This is a genomic window from Stackebrandtia nassauensis DSM 44728 (assembly GCF_000024545.1).
GTDB classification, from domain to species: Bacteria; Actinomycetota; Actinomycetes; order Mycobacteriales; family Micromonosporaceae; genus Stackebrandtia; species Stackebrandtia nassauensis.
In genome coordinates, this window is the sequence record NC_013947.1 from 1632126 (window position 1) to 1646041 (window position 13916).

Consider the following 13916-nt stretch of genomic DNA (forward strand, 5'->3'; position numbering starts at 1 on the left):
CTTGAAGGAGGGTCTGTTGTGAGTGCTTTCTTGTCGCACGCGTCGCGGGTGTGCATCGTGTTGCTGTTGGTGGGCGGAGTCGTGGTCACCTTCGGGCAGGTCGTGGGTATTGCCATCGCTGACGCCGAGCTGGTGACCGTCCTGGGTACCACGGGCGTGAGCGCGATTTCGGTGATCGCGGGTTTGGCGGCGATCTTCGCGTTCGTGCGTTCCTATGGCCGCCAAGGCAAAGCGGATCAGGCGAAGGCGGTCACCGATGACTGAGCCCCCGTTGGTCGGGGCGATCGCCGACGACGTCACCGGCGCGACCGACGTCGCGGTCGCGTTCCGCCGCAACGGATTGCGGACGTTCCTGTCGTTCGGGGTGTCTCCCGGGCTCGACGTCGGTGCCGAGACCGTGGTGGTCGCGTTGAAGACGCGGATGATCGAACCGGATGCGGCGGTGGCGCAGTCCCGAGCGGCGTGGGACTGGCTGCGGCGGTTGGGTGCGCGACGGGTCTACTTCAAGTACTGCTCCACGTTCGACTCGACGTCGCGAGGCAATATCGGCCCCGTTCTGGATGCTCTGGCGGATGCGACCGGGGCGGCGACGGTGGTGACCACGCCGTCGTCACCCGAGCATGGCCGCACCCAGTACGAGGGGCATCTGTTCGTCGGCGATGTCCTGTTGGCCGAGTCGCATATGCGCGACCATCCGGTGACCCCGATGCGCGACTCGAACTTGCCTAGGCTGCTGCGAGCCCAGACTCGTGAAACCGTTGGGCTGCTTGGCTACCGTGACGTCCTCGACGGCGAGGCGGCTATCGCGCGGCGACTGGCGGCGGCGCGCGCTGACGGGGTGAGGTATCTGCTCGCCGACGCCGTGACCGACGCCGATCTGCGGCGGCTTGGTCGTGTCGTGGCGAACGAGCCGCTGATGGCTGGTGCCGCGGGGCTGGCGGGTGGAATCGCGGCGGCGCTGGCCGAAAAGCGCGGCGAAGCCGCCGCGCCGCTGGCTGCACGCAGCCCCGGCGAAACTGCCGCGCCGCTGGCCGATCGTCGCGACGAACCTGCGGCAGAGCTGGCCGCAGGCGGCCCCCGCGAAGCGATAAGTGCCGCTCCTCTTGAGCACCAAGCGCCCCCGCCCCCAACCGGACCAGCCGTGGTGCTGTCGGGCAGCTGCTCGAAGCGCACCCTCGAACAAATCGCATACCTGCGACAGCACGACCGGCCCGCGTTCTTCCTCGACGTGTCCGCCACCCCCGACGCCGCAGCCCTCGCCGACACCGCGCTCGCCTGGTACGACACGCTGCCCGCCGACGCCGCCCCGCTCATCTACTCCTCGGTCGAACCCGAACGGCTGCACCACATCCAACAGCGGATCGGCGTCGAACGCGCGGCCGCGATCCTCGAGGACGCGACCGGCCGCATCGCCCACGGACTGGCCGCACGGGGCGTCCGGCGGTTCATCGCCGCCGGAGGCGAGACCTCCGGTGCCGTCGTCGCCGCGTTGCGAGTCGACGGTGGACTCATCGGCACCGAAGCGGCCCGAGGCGTCCCCTGGATCCACAGCCCGACGGGCGATCTGAGCCTGCTGCTGAAGTCCGGCAACTTCGGCGAACCGGACCTTCTGGCCCGCGCCTCGGCCTCGGGAGGCGACGATGTCCCCGCACGATGAACTGGTGGCCGTGGCACGGTCCATCTTCGACCGCGGCCTCACCCACGCCCGCACCGGCAACGTCTCGATCCGTCACGGCGGCGACATCCTGGTGACCCCCACCGGCGTCAGCCTCGGCGCTGTCACCGCCGACAGTCTGTCCCTGATCGACGCGCGTGGACGGCACCTTGACGGCCCGAAACCGACCAAGGAGGCGTTCCTGCACGCCGCGCTGCTGCGCGCCCGACCCGACGCGGGCGCGGTCGTCCACACCCACTCCACCCACGCCGCCGCCGTGTCCTGCCTGGACGGACTCGACTCCGCAGACGCGTTGCCGCCGCTGACCGCCTACTTCGCGATGCGGGTCGGCCGACTGCCGCTGCTGCCGTACTTCGCGCCCGGCGACACCGGCCTGGAACCGGCCGCCGAGACCGCCGCCCGCGACCACGCGGCACTGCTGCTGCGCAACCACGGACCGAACGTCGCGGGAAAAGACCCCGCGACCACTCTGGACGCGCTGGAAGAGCTGGAGGAGACGGCGAAGCTGTTCCTGCTGCTACGCGGCTCTCGAACGCGTCCACTCACGCCACAACAGCGTGACGCCCTGACTTCCCCCTGAAGAACTCACACCCATCAGTACAGATAGGACTCACACCATGACAGTGAAACTCTTCAGCGCCCTGGCGGTGAAGAAAGCCTTCGACGACGTCATCTTCGAAGCCTTCACCTCCCGAACCGGCATCGAGGTCGAACCCGTCTTCGATCCGACCGTGCAACTGTTGCGGCGCATCGACAACGGCGAGACCTTCGACGTCATGATCGGCGTCAGCGCATCGTTCGACAAGCTCACCGACATCGTCGACCTCGCCACCCGCGTCCCGATCGCCCGCACCGGTGTCGGCCTGGCCGTGCCGCCCGGCGCCACCCACCCCGACATCTCCACAAAGGATGCTTTCGTCGCGGCCCTGTTGAACGCCCGCTCGGTCGCCTACTCCAAGACCGGTGCGAGCGGCATCTACTTCGCCGACCTCATCGACCGTCTCGGGATCGCCGACCAGATCAACGAAAGCGCGACCATCCCCGAGAAGGGCTTCATCGCCCAAACCGTCATCGACGGTCGCGCCGACATCGCCATCCAACAGCTCAGCGAACTACTGTTCGTGCCCGAGGCGGAGATCGTCGGCCCGTTCCCCGACGAGGTGCAGCACTACACGGAGTTCTCGGCCACCCTCAGCGGCTCCGCGACCGGGAACGCCGAGGCGCGCCAGTTCCTGGACTTCCTCACCGGTCCGATCGCGGCCGACGCCTATCAACAGACCCGCCTGGAAATCCCGTGACTTTCTCCCACCCGGGTCGGTAGCGTGTGCGGCCTCAGGTTTCAAGGGAGGCACGATGCGGGTGGCACACAAACGGCGTGCGGTGAAAGCGGCCAAGTCGGTCGGGGCTTCGCTCGGCTTGGCCGCCGACGAGGCGGTCGTGCTTCATCGCTCGAACAAGCTCACACTGCGGTTGCTGCCTGGCGACGTCGTGGCTCGGGTGGCGCCCGCGGCACACGGCGTCGCACAGTTCGAACTCGACCTGGCCGTGAGCCTCGCCCAGGCGGGGTGCCCGGTGGCGACGCCCGATCGCCGGGTGAAACCGCGGGTCCATTCACACGACGGCTTCGACATCACCTTGTGGACCCACTATGAACCGGTTGCGCCGCAGGAGATCCCGCCGGACGAGTACGCCCAGGCGCTGGCGCGGCTCCACGCGGGGATGCGGGAAGTCGCGATGCCCACGCCGCATTTCACCGACCGCGTCGCCTCGGCGCAGCAACTCGTGGCCGACCGCGACCGCACCCCCGAACTCGTCGACGCGGATCGCGAACTCCTCGCCGACACGTTGCGGGACATGCGAAGCGCGGTGACCGGACGCGGCGCCGAGCAGCTGCTGCACGGCGAGCCGCACCCGGGCAACCTCCTGGCCACCAAGGACGGGCCGGTGTTCATCGACTTCGAGACCTGCTGCCGAGGACCGATCGAGTTCGACCTCGCCCACGCACCCGACCCCGTCGGTGACCACTACCCGGGCGCCGACGCCGAGCTGCTGCGCCAGTGCCGCATCCTCGTGCTGGCCATGATCACGACCTGGCGCTGGGACCGCGACGACCAGCTCCCGGACGGGCACCGCCTCGCCCAGGAATGGCTCACCCAGATCCGCGCGGCGCTCTGAGCCAAGCGCTCAGGCCCCGGAAAGCCGCTCCCGCAACGCCACCGCCGCGCACGCGGGACCCGTCACCACCGGTACCCCGGCGGACGCCGCCACCCGTTCGGCGGCCGGAGCCAGTGAGTACTGCGCGAAGAACACCGCCTCGGCGTCGGTGCCGCGCACCGCGTGCGACAGGCACACCGCCAGCCGCTCGTAGTCGCCGTCCTTGGCCGCGTCGAACGCCCCGTCCGCGACCACACCCGACACCGGCGCCGCCGCGTCGCGTCCGGTCAGGAACTCGGTCAGCCGACGCATCGAGTCCCGCAGCGCCGTGTCGAAGGACGCGACCACCAGGATCGACCCGTAACCGCGGTCGACGAGTGCGTCGAAGGCCGACTCGTCCGGCGCCAGCACCGGGATCGGCGCCTGGGTCGCCTGCGCGACCGGGCCGTACAGCGAGCACGTCAGCAGCACCCCGTCGGCGTCGGCGACGGCGTGGTCGATCAGCCGCCGCATGCGTTGCCGCAGTTCGGAGGTGAGACCACCGGCCGCGTCGGCGTCGCCCAGCAGCTTGTCGTCCATGAGGTTCCACGGTTCGGCCGTCGGGAAGTCCGCCGCCAGTGCCGTCACGGCGGGGGTGATCGAGGCGGGGGTCGCGTGGATCAGGGCGATCCGGGGATTCGCGGTCATGACGTGTACTCCTTCATCCAGCCCAGTCCGGCAACCGTAGTGGTCGCGGGCGCGTATTCGCAGCCGATCCAGCCGTCGTAGCCGGTCGCGGCCAGGTGCGCGAAGATCGCTGGCCACCCGATCTCGCCGGTACCGGGTTCGTGGCGCGACGGCGGGTCGGCGATCTGCAGGTGACTTACCCACGGCCGCACCCGATCCAGGGTGGTGATGAGGTCGCCCTCGTCGATCTGGGCGTGGTAGAAGTCGAACAGCACCCCGACCGTTTCGGCGCCGACGGCTTCGGCGACCGCCGCCGCCTGTTCCTGGGTGTCCAGGATGAACCGTGGCGCGTCGCGTTTGTTCTGCGCCTCCAGAAGCAGCCTCACTCCGGCGGAGCGGGCGCGTTCGGCGGCCCAGCCGATGTTGGCGACGTACCGCGCGAACGCCCGGTCCCGGGAGACGCCTTCGGGACGCAGACCGCCGACGACGTGCAGGAACGCGGCGTTCAAAGCGGTGGCGTATTCGAGGCCGCGTTCGACGCCGTCGCGAAACTCCGCCACCGCGTCGGGCAGGCAGGCCAGCCCGGAACGGGTCGCCGAGCCGGGCGGGCCCATCGGGGTGTTGATGAGCACCTGGGTGAGCCCGGCGTCGGTGAGCAGTTTGGACAGCACCGCCGGTTCGTGGTCATAGGGGGACGCGTATTCGACGCCCTCGAAACCGGCGGCGGCCGCCGCGTCGAAACGCTCCTCGAACGGCAGCTCCGTGAACAGCCACTTCAGGTTCGCGTCGAAACGGAAAGCGGGCTCGGTCATCGCCGGGCCTCCGGGTTGACGACGTGTTCGGGGGTGCGTCCGTCGAGGACGTCGATGACGGCCTGGGCGGCCATCCGTCCTGATCGGGCCCGCGACTCCACCGTGGCCGCTCCGATGTGGGCGGTGATGATCAGGTTGTCGAGACCGCGAAGCGGACTGTCGGGCGGCAGCGGTTCGGTCTCCAGGACGTCCAGGCCCGCGCCGGACAGTCTGCCCTCGCGCAGCGCCGCCGCCAGTGCCGTCTCGTCGACGACACCGCCCCGGGAGGTGTTGACGAGGTAGGCGCCCGGCTTCATCGTCGCGATGGCCTCGGCGTCGATCAGGTGCCGGGTCGCATCGTCGAGGAAGATGTGCAGGCTCACGAAGTCCGCGGTCGCCAGCAGTTCGTCCAGCGACGCACGCTCCACACCGGACGCGGCGACGGCTTCGGCGTCCAGGTAGGGATCGTGGGCGATCACCCGCATGCCGAAGCCCAGTGCGATGCGCGCCACGGCCTTGCCGATCGCGCCCAGCCCGATCAGACCCAGGGTGGCGCCCGACAGTTCCCGGCCGCTGACCTGCGGCCAGTCGCCCGCCGCCACCGCGGTGACATTGCCGGGCACGCCCCTGGCCACCGACAGCAGCAGCGCGAAGGTGTGCTCGGCCACCGACTGCCGGTTGACGCCGGGGGTCGGGCACACCGCGATGCCGCGCTCGGTGGCGGCGGCGACGTCGATGTTGTCGTAGCCGACCCCGGTGCGGCCGAACACTTTCAGCCGGTCGGCGGCGGCGATGACCTCGGCGGAGAACCGGTCGGTTCCGGCGACGATCCCGTCGAAGCCGGTCACGAGCGCGGCCAGTGTCGCGGGGGATGAGTCGCGGTCGTTGAAGGAACTGTGGACGACGTCGCAACCGGCGTCGGTGAGCAGCCGGTGCACCTCGTCGCCGGGGGACAGCCACGCGGTGGTGACCAGTACGCGCTTGTTTGCCATAGGGGTTCCTCTGCCGGGGACTGACTCGGTAAATAAAATAGTATAGCGACAGAGGGAATGATATAGCGATGTGGCGAGGACGACACCCCGGATCACGCACGAAAATTGGGGCCGCCATCGGATGGCGGCCCCAACTCGAACTCGTCGTTCGGTTGTTTCCCTAGGGGATCAGGCGTTCAGACCCCAGCTGTTGAGCGTCCCGGAATCACCGGCGTAGGCGTCGGTGACGCGCAGCGTCCAGGTTCCGGACGCGGCGCCCGAGCCGGTCACCGAGAAGGTCTCCTTGACGTTCTCGGCGTTGTCGAAGGCGTCGTTCTCCTTCAGGACATGGGTGTTCCCGGCCGGGTCGACCAGCTCGATGAGCAGGTCACCCCGGTAGGTGTGGGTGATGTCGACGTTGACCGACACGGCGGTGGCTTCGCCGTCGCAGTTGACCGACACCGGCGACTCGACCGTCGCGCCGTCCTCGATGGACACGCTCTCGGCCGAGGCGGCCCTGCACTCGCCCGGCTCACCCGGGTCGCCGCCGCCACCGTTGAGGTACTCGGTGTTGAGCAGCAGGTTCGGGCTGCCGGTTCCGGGGTCGGTGACCTTGTCCTTCAGCGCGTTGCCGGTGATCGCCTCGCCGACCTGGGCCGGAGTGGCGTCCGGGGTCTCGCCCAGGTGCAGGGCGGCGACGCCGGCGACGTGCGGGGTGGCCATCGAAGTACCGGAGATGGTGTTGGTGCCGCCGTCCAGCCACGCCGAGGTGATGTCCACGCCCGGGGCGAAGACGTCGACGCAGCTGCCGATGTTGGAGAAGTCGGCACGGGCGTCACCGGAGTCGGTGGCACCGACCGTCAGCGCCGCCTCGGTCGAACCCGGCGAACCGTCGCACGCGTCGGCACCGCTGTCGTTGCCGGCGGCCACCGCGAAGGTGACACCGGCGTCGATCGCGGCGGTGACGGCGTCGTTGAGCGCCTGGTCCACGCCGCCGCCGAGGCTCATGTTCGCCACGGCGGGTTTCTGGGCGTTCTTGGCGACCCAGTCGATACCGGCGATGACACCGGCGGTGGTCCCGGAACCGTTGCAGTCCAGCACTCGCACGGCGACCAGGTTGGCCTTCTTGGCCACCCCGTAGGTGTCGCCGCCGACGGTGCCGGCCACGTGGGTGCCGTGACCCTGGCAGTCGCTGGCGTCGTCATCGTTGTCCACCGCGTCGAAACCGCTGCTCATCCGGCCCCCGAAGTCGGGGTGGTCCAGATCGGCGCCGGTGTCCACGATGTACGCCGTCACGCCCGAACCGGCGCTGTCGGGGTAGGTGTAGGAACCGTCCCCGGCAGTCTCGGTCTGGTCGATCCGGTCCAGTCCCCAGGTGGCGTCGGTCTGGGTGCCCGACATGGACACCTTCGCGTCCTGTGCCACGTAGTCGATCGCGGGGTTCGCCGCCAGCTGTTTGGCGTCGGCCTCCGACATGGAGACCGCGAATCCCTCGATGCTGCTGAAACTGTCATCGATGGACGCGTCGTGCTCGGCGAGCAGGTCGGTCGCGCCCGCCTTGGACAGGTCCTCGTCGAGGGTCACGATGTACTTGCCGTCGATGGCGCCCGGGGCGTCGGCCCCCAGGATGTCGCCCTCGGCGTGTGCCGGGGTGCTTCCCAGTGCCGCGGCGGCGATCGCGGCGGTGGCCGCGACACCGATCGCCGCGGCGATCCGGTGGTGTCTTCTCGTCATACGTTCTCTTTCGGGTCAGGGTGCCACTGACCGTCACCGGTGTTGTGTGCACAGGGGAATGACGGTGGGGCACAGGGGCTTCAGCGGCCCGGGGTGAGGCCGCGACTCGCGGGCACGAGTTGCGCGGAGCTTAAGGCCACCCGCGAGCGCCTGTAAAGGCATGCGAATGTTTCGCTGCCTTGGTCGACGCGGTGCCGCCCGACGGCCGCGAAAGTGGAAACCCTTACGCCCCAACAACTACAAAACGTTTTGTGCTACTGGCGAGTAGCGCCCGTGCGCACCGCGAATTCAACTGTTCGGTCAGCCGCCCCCGCGCGAACGGCCAGCCTGCGGAACCCGACCCCGAAACCACCGGACCCGGAGCGGTTGTCGCAACCGGTGCGTAGATTCCGGCCTCGCGGGGCGTTCTCGGATGCGAGGATGACGACATCACCATCAAGGAGTCAGATCATGACGTCTTTGCTCAATCCGTACATCAGCTTCGACGGCGACGCCGCCGACGCCATGAAGTTCTATCAATCGGTGTTCGGCGGTGACCTGGCCGTCAACACCTTCGGTGAGACCGGCTACGACGATCCGGCCTTCGCGGACAAGGTCATGCACGCCAAGCTGGAGACCGGCAACGGCTTCCACCTCATGGCGGCCGACACACCACCGGGCGGTGAACACAAGCCCGGCAACAACATCTCCATCAGCCTCAGCGGCGACGACGGCGACACCCTGCGCGGTTACTGGAACAAGCTCTCCGAGAGCGGCACCGTGATGATGCCGCTGGAGAAGCAGGTGTGGGGCGACGAGTTCGGCATGTGCGCCGACCGCTTCGGCATCGCCTGGATGGTCAACATCAGCCAGCCACAGGCGTCCTAGACCCAGTCCCTGATCCTGGCGAGACCGGCCGCGCGGCCGGTCTCGCCAGGATTGGTCTTTCCCCGCTTTTGAGCGAGTGCTTAAATATCGCATACCTGCCGCGCGGAACCGGTGAGCCACAACGGTTCCGGTACGCCTTCGGCCTGGGGCCCGGCCTGGAACTGACCGGCGTCGGCAGCTCGACCGGCGACCGGCACCTGCCCGACGGCACCGCCGTGTCGGCGCTGCGGTTTCGCGCCGACCAGCGGCTGTCACGGCGGCTGCGGCTGTGGCTGGAGACCGGCCGCTCACCGGCCCGGCTGCTGTGGCGAGCTGTGGGCGAGCTGGCGACGCGCTGCGCCGTCGCGGGCCTCGCCGTGTGACTCGTTCGGTCGCGAAACCGTGACGTTCGTTCGCGGCTTCACCTTTCCCGACGGCGTCCACTGCTTCGACGCCACCCTCGTCTTCGATCAGGCCCGCCAGATCATCGTCGACTACCTGGGCACCCACCAGCATCTGGCCGCCGAGCTGCACCTGAGGGTGGACGACGAGGGCGCGCTGTCGATCCGCTCGGGACGGCAACTGTTCCTGGAGGGACCGGTCGACATCCGGCTGCCCGGGATCCTGACCGGCACCGCCCGGGTACGGGAGTCCTTCGACGACCGCACCGGACGGTTCGGCATCGAGGTCCGGGTGGCCAACCCCGTGCTGGGCCCGCTGTTCGCATACCGGGGCTCCTTCACCACCGAATACGTCCGTCTCGACGAGCACCCGGTTCCGGCTAGGGTGAAACCGCGTCGCGAGGAGTCGCGCGGCACCGGGTGAAGGGACGACATGGGCGACACGCGCACCAAACTGCTGGACGGAACCGTGGAAGTGTTGCGCACCAAGGGACTCGCGGGAGTCTCGGCCCGCGCCGTCGCCACCGCCGCCGGAGCCAACCAGGCGCTGGTGTTCTACCACTTCGACAGCGTCGACAACCTGCTCGCCGAGGCTTGTGAGCGTGCCGCCGCCCAACGGGTGGAACGGTTCCGGGCCGGGTTCGCGCGGGTGGCGTCGTTGACGGACCTGTTGCGACTGGGCCGGTCCATTCACGAGCAGGAGCGCCGGGCCGGGAACGTCGACGTGCTGGCGCAGCTGTTGGCCGCGGGGCAGGCCGATTCGTTGGCGGCCAAGGCCGCGGCGGCGGGGCTGGCGTTGTGGGTCGACGAGGTGGAGGCCGTGCTGCGCCGGGTGCTCGACCCCACGCCGGTGGCCGACTTCATCGAACCGCGCGCCCTGGCCAAGGCCGTCTCGGCCGCGTTCATCGGCATCGAACTGTACGAGGGCGTCGACTCCGAGGGCGCCGACGCGGCGTTCACGGCCCTGGAACAGTTGGGCGCGCTGGCGGCGATCCTGGAGGACGCCGGTCCGCTGACCCGGGCCGCGCTGCGGCACAAACTGCGCCGCCCCGGCTAGCCGTGGGTCAGTCCAGCCCCAGGTCGCGCCGCAGTTTGGCGACGTGGCCGGTGGCGCGGACGTTGTACTGGGCCACTTCGATCTTGCCGTCGGCGTCGATCACGAAGGTGGAGCGGATGACGCCCTCGTAGACGCGGCCGTAGTTCTTCTTCTCGCCGTAGGCGCCGTAGGCGTTGAGCACCTCTTTGTCCCCATCGGACACCAACGGGAAGGTCAGCGCGTCGCGCTCGACGAACTTGGCCAGTTTGGCGGGCTTGTCGGGGGAGATGCCGACCACCCGGTACCCGGCGGCCTGAAGCGAGGCGAGACTGTCGCGGAAGTCGCAGGCCTGCTTGGTGCAGCCGGGCGTCATGGCCGCGGGGTAGGCGTACAGGATGACCTTGTGGCCCTTCAGTGAGTCGAGGCTGAGGCGGCCGCCGTCGTGAGTGGGCAGGTCGAAGGCGGGCGCGGTGTCGCCGGGCGCGAGTCGTGTGGTCATGGGGGAGAGGTTAGCGGCCCTGTCCGACGTTCGGGCACATGACGTCGGACAGGGCCTGTGAGGGGGACTGGCTTCGCGACGAAGACTTTACGGGCGCGTCAGTCCGAATTGGTAGGTACCGGAGCCGGAGTAGGCGTAGACCCGCCACACGTAGCGACCGGCCGTGCCGTTGTAGTTGATCTCCTCTGTGGAGTCGGCGCTTTCGGAACGGGCGACCGTGGTCCACGAGCTGCCGTTCCACTTGCGCAGGTACAGGTCGAAGTCGGTGCCGCTGGGACCGACGAGGCAGCCCACCTGGGCGCCGGCGCCCGACTCGTAGTAGGTGCCGTTGGGCTCGAGGTTCTCATCGCCGGTGCCGGTCAGGCTGTTGGTGAACTGCTCTTCGGAGCGGTCGCAGCCCTCGGGCGGCTGGGTGCCCCCGGTCTTGAGGGTCAGTCCCGGGTAGGCGTTGAAGATCGGGGTCAACGGGAAGAAGTAGGTGGTTCCGCCGGAGGAGCAGTTACCGCTGCCGCCGGAGGTGACACCCTGGGCGCTGGAACCCGACAGCCAGGAGCCGCCGGAGTCGCCGGGCTCGGCACACACGTTGGTGCGGGTCATGCCGCGCACGGTGCCCTGCGGGTAGTTCACGGTCTGGTTCTTGGGACCGATGGTGCCGCAGTGCAGACCGGTGGTCGAACCGGAACGGCACACCGAGGCGCCGGTGGCGGCTTCGGTGCGGTCGGAGACGCTGAGGTCGGCCTGGCCGTAACCGTTGACCTTGGCGACCGAGGTCCAGTTGCTGTTGGCCGAGACCCAGGCGTAGTCGCTGCCCGGGAAGACCGAGCCCTCGAAACGTCCCAGGTCGACGCGGTTGTAACCCTGGACGGCGGTGCCGCGGGTACCGCAGTGTCCGGCGGTGACCATGCCGCTGCCACCGGAGTGGGTGACGGCGAAGCCGACCGAGCAGCGGCCGCCCATGTAGTAGGCGTCGCCGCCGCGGATGTCGTACAGCGGCTTGGGTTGTTCGGCGGAGTGCTGGTAACGCGTGTCTGCGGCGTCGACCTTGGCCTTGCGGACGAGTTTGTCGGCGACCTTCTGGTTGGACGCGGTGATGGTGACGGCGTTGGTCTTGACGTCGGCGTAGTAGGAGTGGACGCCGTCGGGCGAGTCGACCTTGTCCAGCTGGGCTTGGACGTCCTGGAGTTCGACCAGGGTCTTGTCGACGATCTTGGCGGTGGCGCCGAGGGCTTCGACGTCGTCGGCGAGGGCGGAGTCGGTGACGGCCACGACGGTCTGGGTGCCGTCCTTGGCGATCCAGGTGCCACCGTAGGCACCGAAGAAGTCGACCGACGCGATGGACTCGATGTCACTGGCCACCTTGGACGCGGCGAGCCGGTCATAGGCGGCGTCGGCGCTGATTCCGAAGTCGCGCTTCATGGCGTCGATGATGTCGGGATCAACGGTGCCTTTCAGCTCGGCCTTGGCGGCTTCGGCGGTGATGGGCTGGGCGGAGGCGGTCGCGGGGTTGGCGACCAGAATCGTTGCGAGCAGCAGCGTGGACGCGGTAGCGGCCACGAGGGTGCGTCTGGACACGATTGGGCCTTTCGTGTGGGCGGCGTTACTGTTTGCCGCCGCGTTGGGAGCAGCCTAGCGATGGCCCAAAGAAATAGAAAGATAGAAATATTCAGCTGAATTCTGTGGATGCGATACCGCGAATTCATGGTATTCAACAAATACCTTGTGGACGAATAATACCAATCCCGAACAGGCGGGAATTGTTTCGGGCACGAAGAAGCCCCGTCCGGCGGGGGCTGGAATCCGAGCCGGACGGGGCGGAGTGCCGGGTACGCGAAGTTATCCGACGGTCAACTCGGTTCCGGTCGCCGACAGGGCGTCCGTCACCGGGAAGAAATAGGTCTGGCCGCCGCTGGAGCAGTCGCCGGAACCACCCGACGTCATGCCCTGCGCGCTGGCGCCGGAGATGAAGGAACCGCCGGAGTCGCCGGGCTCGGCGCACGCGTCGGTGCCGGTCATGCCGTCAACCGTGCCCTGCGGGTAGGTGACGCTGGCGTCCTTCTCCTGGATGCTGCCGCACTGCCAACCGGTGGTGCGACCCGAGCGGCACACCTCGGCGCCGATCTCGGCCTCGGTGGAGTCGGCGACGGCCTGGTCGGAGCCCTCGACGTTGGGGGAGACGGTCCAGCCGTCACCCGCGTCCACATAGGCGTAGTCGGAGCCGGGGAAGACCGAGTCCTTGAAGGAGCCGCCCTGTCCGGTGCCGCTGGTGACCGAGGCGCCGGTGCTGCCGCAGTGGCCCGCGGTCAGGAAGCCGTCGCCGTCGGGGCCGGTCACCGAGAAGCCGACCGAGCACAGTGACTGGTTGTCGATGCCGTATTCGGTGCCGCCGACGATGTCCTCCAGCGGTTTCACCTCTTCGGCCTTCTCGTCGATGATCGCCTTGACACCGGCGTCCTCGATGAAGGACTTCGCGGCCTCGGGGTCACCGGCGACCTTCAGCGAGTTCTCCATGACGTCGATCGACCAGGAGTACACGCCCTCGGGTACGTCGACACTGTCGAGCTTGTTCTTGGCCTTCTCCAGCTCGTCCATCGTGGAGTCCACGACCTCGGCCTTGGCTCCCAGCTCCTCGACGTCCTCGACCAGTGCCGGGTCGGTGATGGCGACGATGGTGCCGGTGCCCTGCGGGTTGGTCCAGGTCCCGCCGTACTTGCCGGCGAAGTCCTCGGACGCGATCTTCTCGATGTCGCCGGTGACCTTGTCGACGGCGAGTCGTTCGTAGACCCCGTCGGCGGTGGTGCCCAGGTGGTCCTTCATGGCCTCGAGCTGGCCGTCGCTGACGGTTCCCTTGAGCGTCGACTTCAGGTCGTCTATGGATCGGATCTCATCGGCGGAGGCGTTGCCAGTGCTCAGGAAGAGCGCGGTGCCTCCTGCTATGGCCGCGGCACCGATGACCGCGGCGATTTTGCGTTTGTTCACGATTGGAGACCTTTCGTGTCCGTTCGCGGTGTCAGGGGCGCCACCGCGGGGACAGACTATCGATCGATGTCCAGCATCGAAAGGTCCAAATAATTAAGTGAATAGTTAGTTTCTTCCTGCTTATCGGCCAAGTACGGGGTATACGCACCCGCCACGAACTCAAATAT

16 protein-coding genes are annotated in these 13916 nt (G+C 68.4%); 9 read left to right on the forward strand and 7 right to left on the reverse strand.

Translation table 11 applies throughout. The features are described 5' to 3' along the window. The first annotated feature begins 18 nt into the window (after positions 1-18). Genes SNAS_RS07635 through SNAS_RS07655 form a run of 5 tightly spaced genes read left to right on the forward strand, consistent with a single transcriptional unit; the run spans position 19 to position 3850 of the window. Positions 19-264, forward strand: coding sequence for a hypothetical protein (locus SNAS_RS07635; protein WP_013016825.1), 246 nt, complete (start codon positions 19-21; stop codon positions 262-264). After that, positions 257-1657 (forward strand): four-carbon acid sugar kinase family protein, encoded by a 1401-nt coding sequence (locus SNAS_RS07640; RefSeq protein ID WP_013016826.1) that lies wholly within the window; start codon positions 257-259, stop codon positions 1655-1657. Before SNAS_RS07635 ends, SNAS_RS07640 begins: the two co-directional genes overlap by 8 nt. Continuing rightward, positions 1641-2255, forward strand: coding sequence for a class II aldolase/adducin family protein (locus SNAS_RS07645; protein ID WP_013016827.1), 615 nt, complete (start codon positions 1641-1643; stop codon positions 2253-2255). Before SNAS_RS07640 ends, SNAS_RS07645 begins: the two co-directional genes overlap by 17 nt. 37 nt (positions 2256-2292) lie before the next feature. Continuing rightward, a complete protein-coding gene (locus SNAS_RS07650) occupies positions 2293-2973 on the forward strand; it encodes a molybdate ABC transporter substrate-binding protein (protein WP_013016828.1) in 681 nt (226 codons plus the stop codon). Between the two features lie 55 nt (positions 2974-3028). Further along, positions 3029-3850 (forward strand): phosphotransferase enzyme family protein, encoded by an 822-nt coding sequence (locus SNAS_RS07655; protein ID WP_013016829.1) that lies wholly within the window; start codon positions 3029-3031, stop codon positions 3848-3850. 9 nt (positions 3851-3859) lie between these two features. On the opposite strand, the gene SNAS_RS07660 is transcribed toward SNAS_RS07655, so the two are convergent. From SNAS_RS07660 to SNAS_RS07675, 4 genes are all read right to left on the reverse strand, one after another. Beyond that, a complete protein-coding gene (locus tag SNAS_RS07660) occupies positions 3860-4516 on the reverse strand; it encodes an Asp/Glu racemase (protein ID WP_013016830.1) in 657 nt (218 codons plus the stop codon). Next, complete coding sequence (locus tag SNAS_RS07665) at positions 4513-5307, reverse strand: hydroxypyruvate isomerase family protein (protein ID WP_013016831.1); 795 nt, start codon at positions 5305-5307, stop codon at positions 4513-4515. The genes SNAS_RS07660 and SNAS_RS07665 overlap by 4 nt, the downstream gene beginning before the upstream one ends. Next, positions 5304-6278, reverse strand: coding sequence for a phosphoglycerate dehydrogenase (locus SNAS_RS07670; protein WP_013016832.1), 975 nt, complete (start codon positions 6276-6278; stop codon positions 5304-5306). The genes SNAS_RS07665 and SNAS_RS07670 overlap by 4 nt, the downstream gene beginning before the upstream one ends. Before the next feature lie 168 nt (positions 6279-6446). After that, positions 6447-7991 carry a S8 family peptidase gene (locus SNAS_RS07675; RefSeq protein WP_013016833.1) on the reverse strand — a complete coding sequence of 515 codons (1545 nt, stop codon included), beginning with the start codon at positions 7989-7991 and terminating at the stop codon, positions 6447-6449. A gap of 450 nt (positions 7992-8441) precedes the next feature. Here SNAS_RS07675 and SNAS_RS07680 point away from each other — a divergent pair, with 450 nt between their 5' ends. The 4 genes from SNAS_RS07680 to SNAS_RS07695 all read left to right on the forward strand — a co-directional run bounded on the left by SNAS_RS07680 (position 8442) and on the right by SNAS_RS07695 (position 10295). Next, on the forward strand, positions 8442-8858 hold the full coding sequence (locus SNAS_RS07680; RefSeq protein WP_013016834.1) for a VOC family protein: 417 nt from the start codon (positions 8442-8444) through the stop codon (positions 8856-8858). A 68-nt stretch (positions 8859-8926) separates the two neighbouring features. Next, on the forward strand, positions 8927-9220 hold the full coding sequence (locus SNAS_RS07685; protein WP_013016835.1) for a hypothetical protein: 294 nt from the start codon (positions 8927-8929) through the stop codon (positions 9218-9220). Continuing rightward, on the forward strand, positions 9171-9662 hold the full coding sequence (locus tag SNAS_RS07690) for a DUF4166 domain-containing protein (RefSeq protein ID WP_083787052.1): 492 nt from the start codon (positions 9171-9173) through the stop codon (positions 9660-9662). Before SNAS_RS07685 ends, SNAS_RS07690 begins: the two co-directional genes overlap by 50 nt. 9 nt (positions 9663-9671) lie before the next feature. Beyond that, positions 9672-10295: a TetR family transcriptional regulator gene (locus SNAS_RS07695; protein ID WP_013016837.1), complete on the forward strand. Its 624-nt coding sequence runs from the start codon at positions 9672-9674 to the stop codon at positions 10293-10295. 7 nt (positions 10296-10302) lie between these two features. Here SNAS_RS07695 and bcp read toward each other — a convergent pair whose 3' ends face one another. From bcp to SNAS_RS07710, 3 genes are all read right to left on the reverse strand, one after another. Then, on the reverse strand, positions 10303-10773 hold the full coding sequence (bcp, locus tag SNAS_RS07700; protein ID WP_013016838.1) for a thioredoxin-dependent thiol peroxidase: 471 nt from the start codon (positions 10771-10773) through the stop codon (positions 10303-10305). 87 nt (positions 10774-10860) lie between these two features. Then, a complete protein-coding gene (locus SNAS_RS07705) occupies positions 10861-12345 on the reverse strand; it encodes a S1 family peptidase (protein WP_013016839.1) in 1485 nt (494 codons plus the stop codon). A gap of 261 nt (positions 12346-12606) precedes the next feature. Then, entirely contained in the window at positions 12607-13749 is a 1143-nt protein-coding gene (locus SNAS_RS07710) for a S1 family peptidase (RefSeq protein ID WP_013016840.1), read from the reverse strand. Positions 13750-13916: the final 167 nt, after the last annotated feature.

What these genes read in the sequence shown, in the direction of transcription:
- SNAS_RS07640 (WP_013016826.1), top strand. Translation starts at nt 257, where the DNA reads ATGACTGAGCCCCCGTTGGTCGGGGCGATCGCCGACGACGTCACCGGC.
- SNAS_RS07645 (WP_013016827.1), top strand. Translation starts at nt 1,641, where the DNA reads ATGTCCCCGCACGATGAACTGGTGGCCGTGGCACGGTCCATCTTCGAC.
- SNAS_RS07650 (WP_013016828.1), top strand. Translation starts at nt 2,293, where the DNA reads ATGACAGTGAAACTCTTCAGCGCCCTGGCGGTGAAGAAAGCCTTCGAC.
- SNAS_RS07655 (WP_013016829.1), top strand. Translation starts at nt 3,029, where the DNA reads ATGCGGGTGGCACACAAACGGCGTGCGGTGAAAGCGGCCAAGTCGGTC.
- SNAS_RS07660 (WP_013016830.1), bottom strand. Translation starts at nt 4,516, where the DNA reads ATGACCGCGAATCCCCGGATCGCCCTGATCCACGCGACCCCCGCCTCG.
- SNAS_RS07665 (WP_013016831.1), bottom strand. Translation starts at nt 5,307, where the DNA reads ATGACCGAGCCCGCTTTCCGTTTCGACGCGAACCTGAAGTGGCTGTTC.
- SNAS_RS07670 (WP_013016832.1), bottom strand. Translation starts at nt 6,278, where the DNA reads ATGGCAAACAAGCGCGTACTGGTCACCACCGCGTGGCTGTCCCCCGGC.
- SNAS_RS07675 (WP_013016833.1), bottom strand. Translation starts at nt 7,991, where the DNA reads ATGACGAGAAGACACCACCGGATCGCCGCGGCGATCGGTGTCGCGGCC.
- SNAS_RS07680 (WP_013016834.1), top strand. Translation starts at nt 8,442, where the DNA reads ATGACGTCTTTGCTCAATCCGTACATCAGCTTCGACGGCGACGCCGCC.
- SNAS_RS07695 (WP_013016837.1), top strand. Translation starts at nt 9,672, where the DNA reads ATGGGCGACACGCGCACCAAACTGCTGGACGGAACCGTGGAAGTGTTG.
- bcp (WP_013016838.1), bottom strand. Translation starts at nt 10,773, where the DNA reads ATGACCACACGACTCGCGCCCGGCGACACCGCGCCCGCCTTCGACCTG.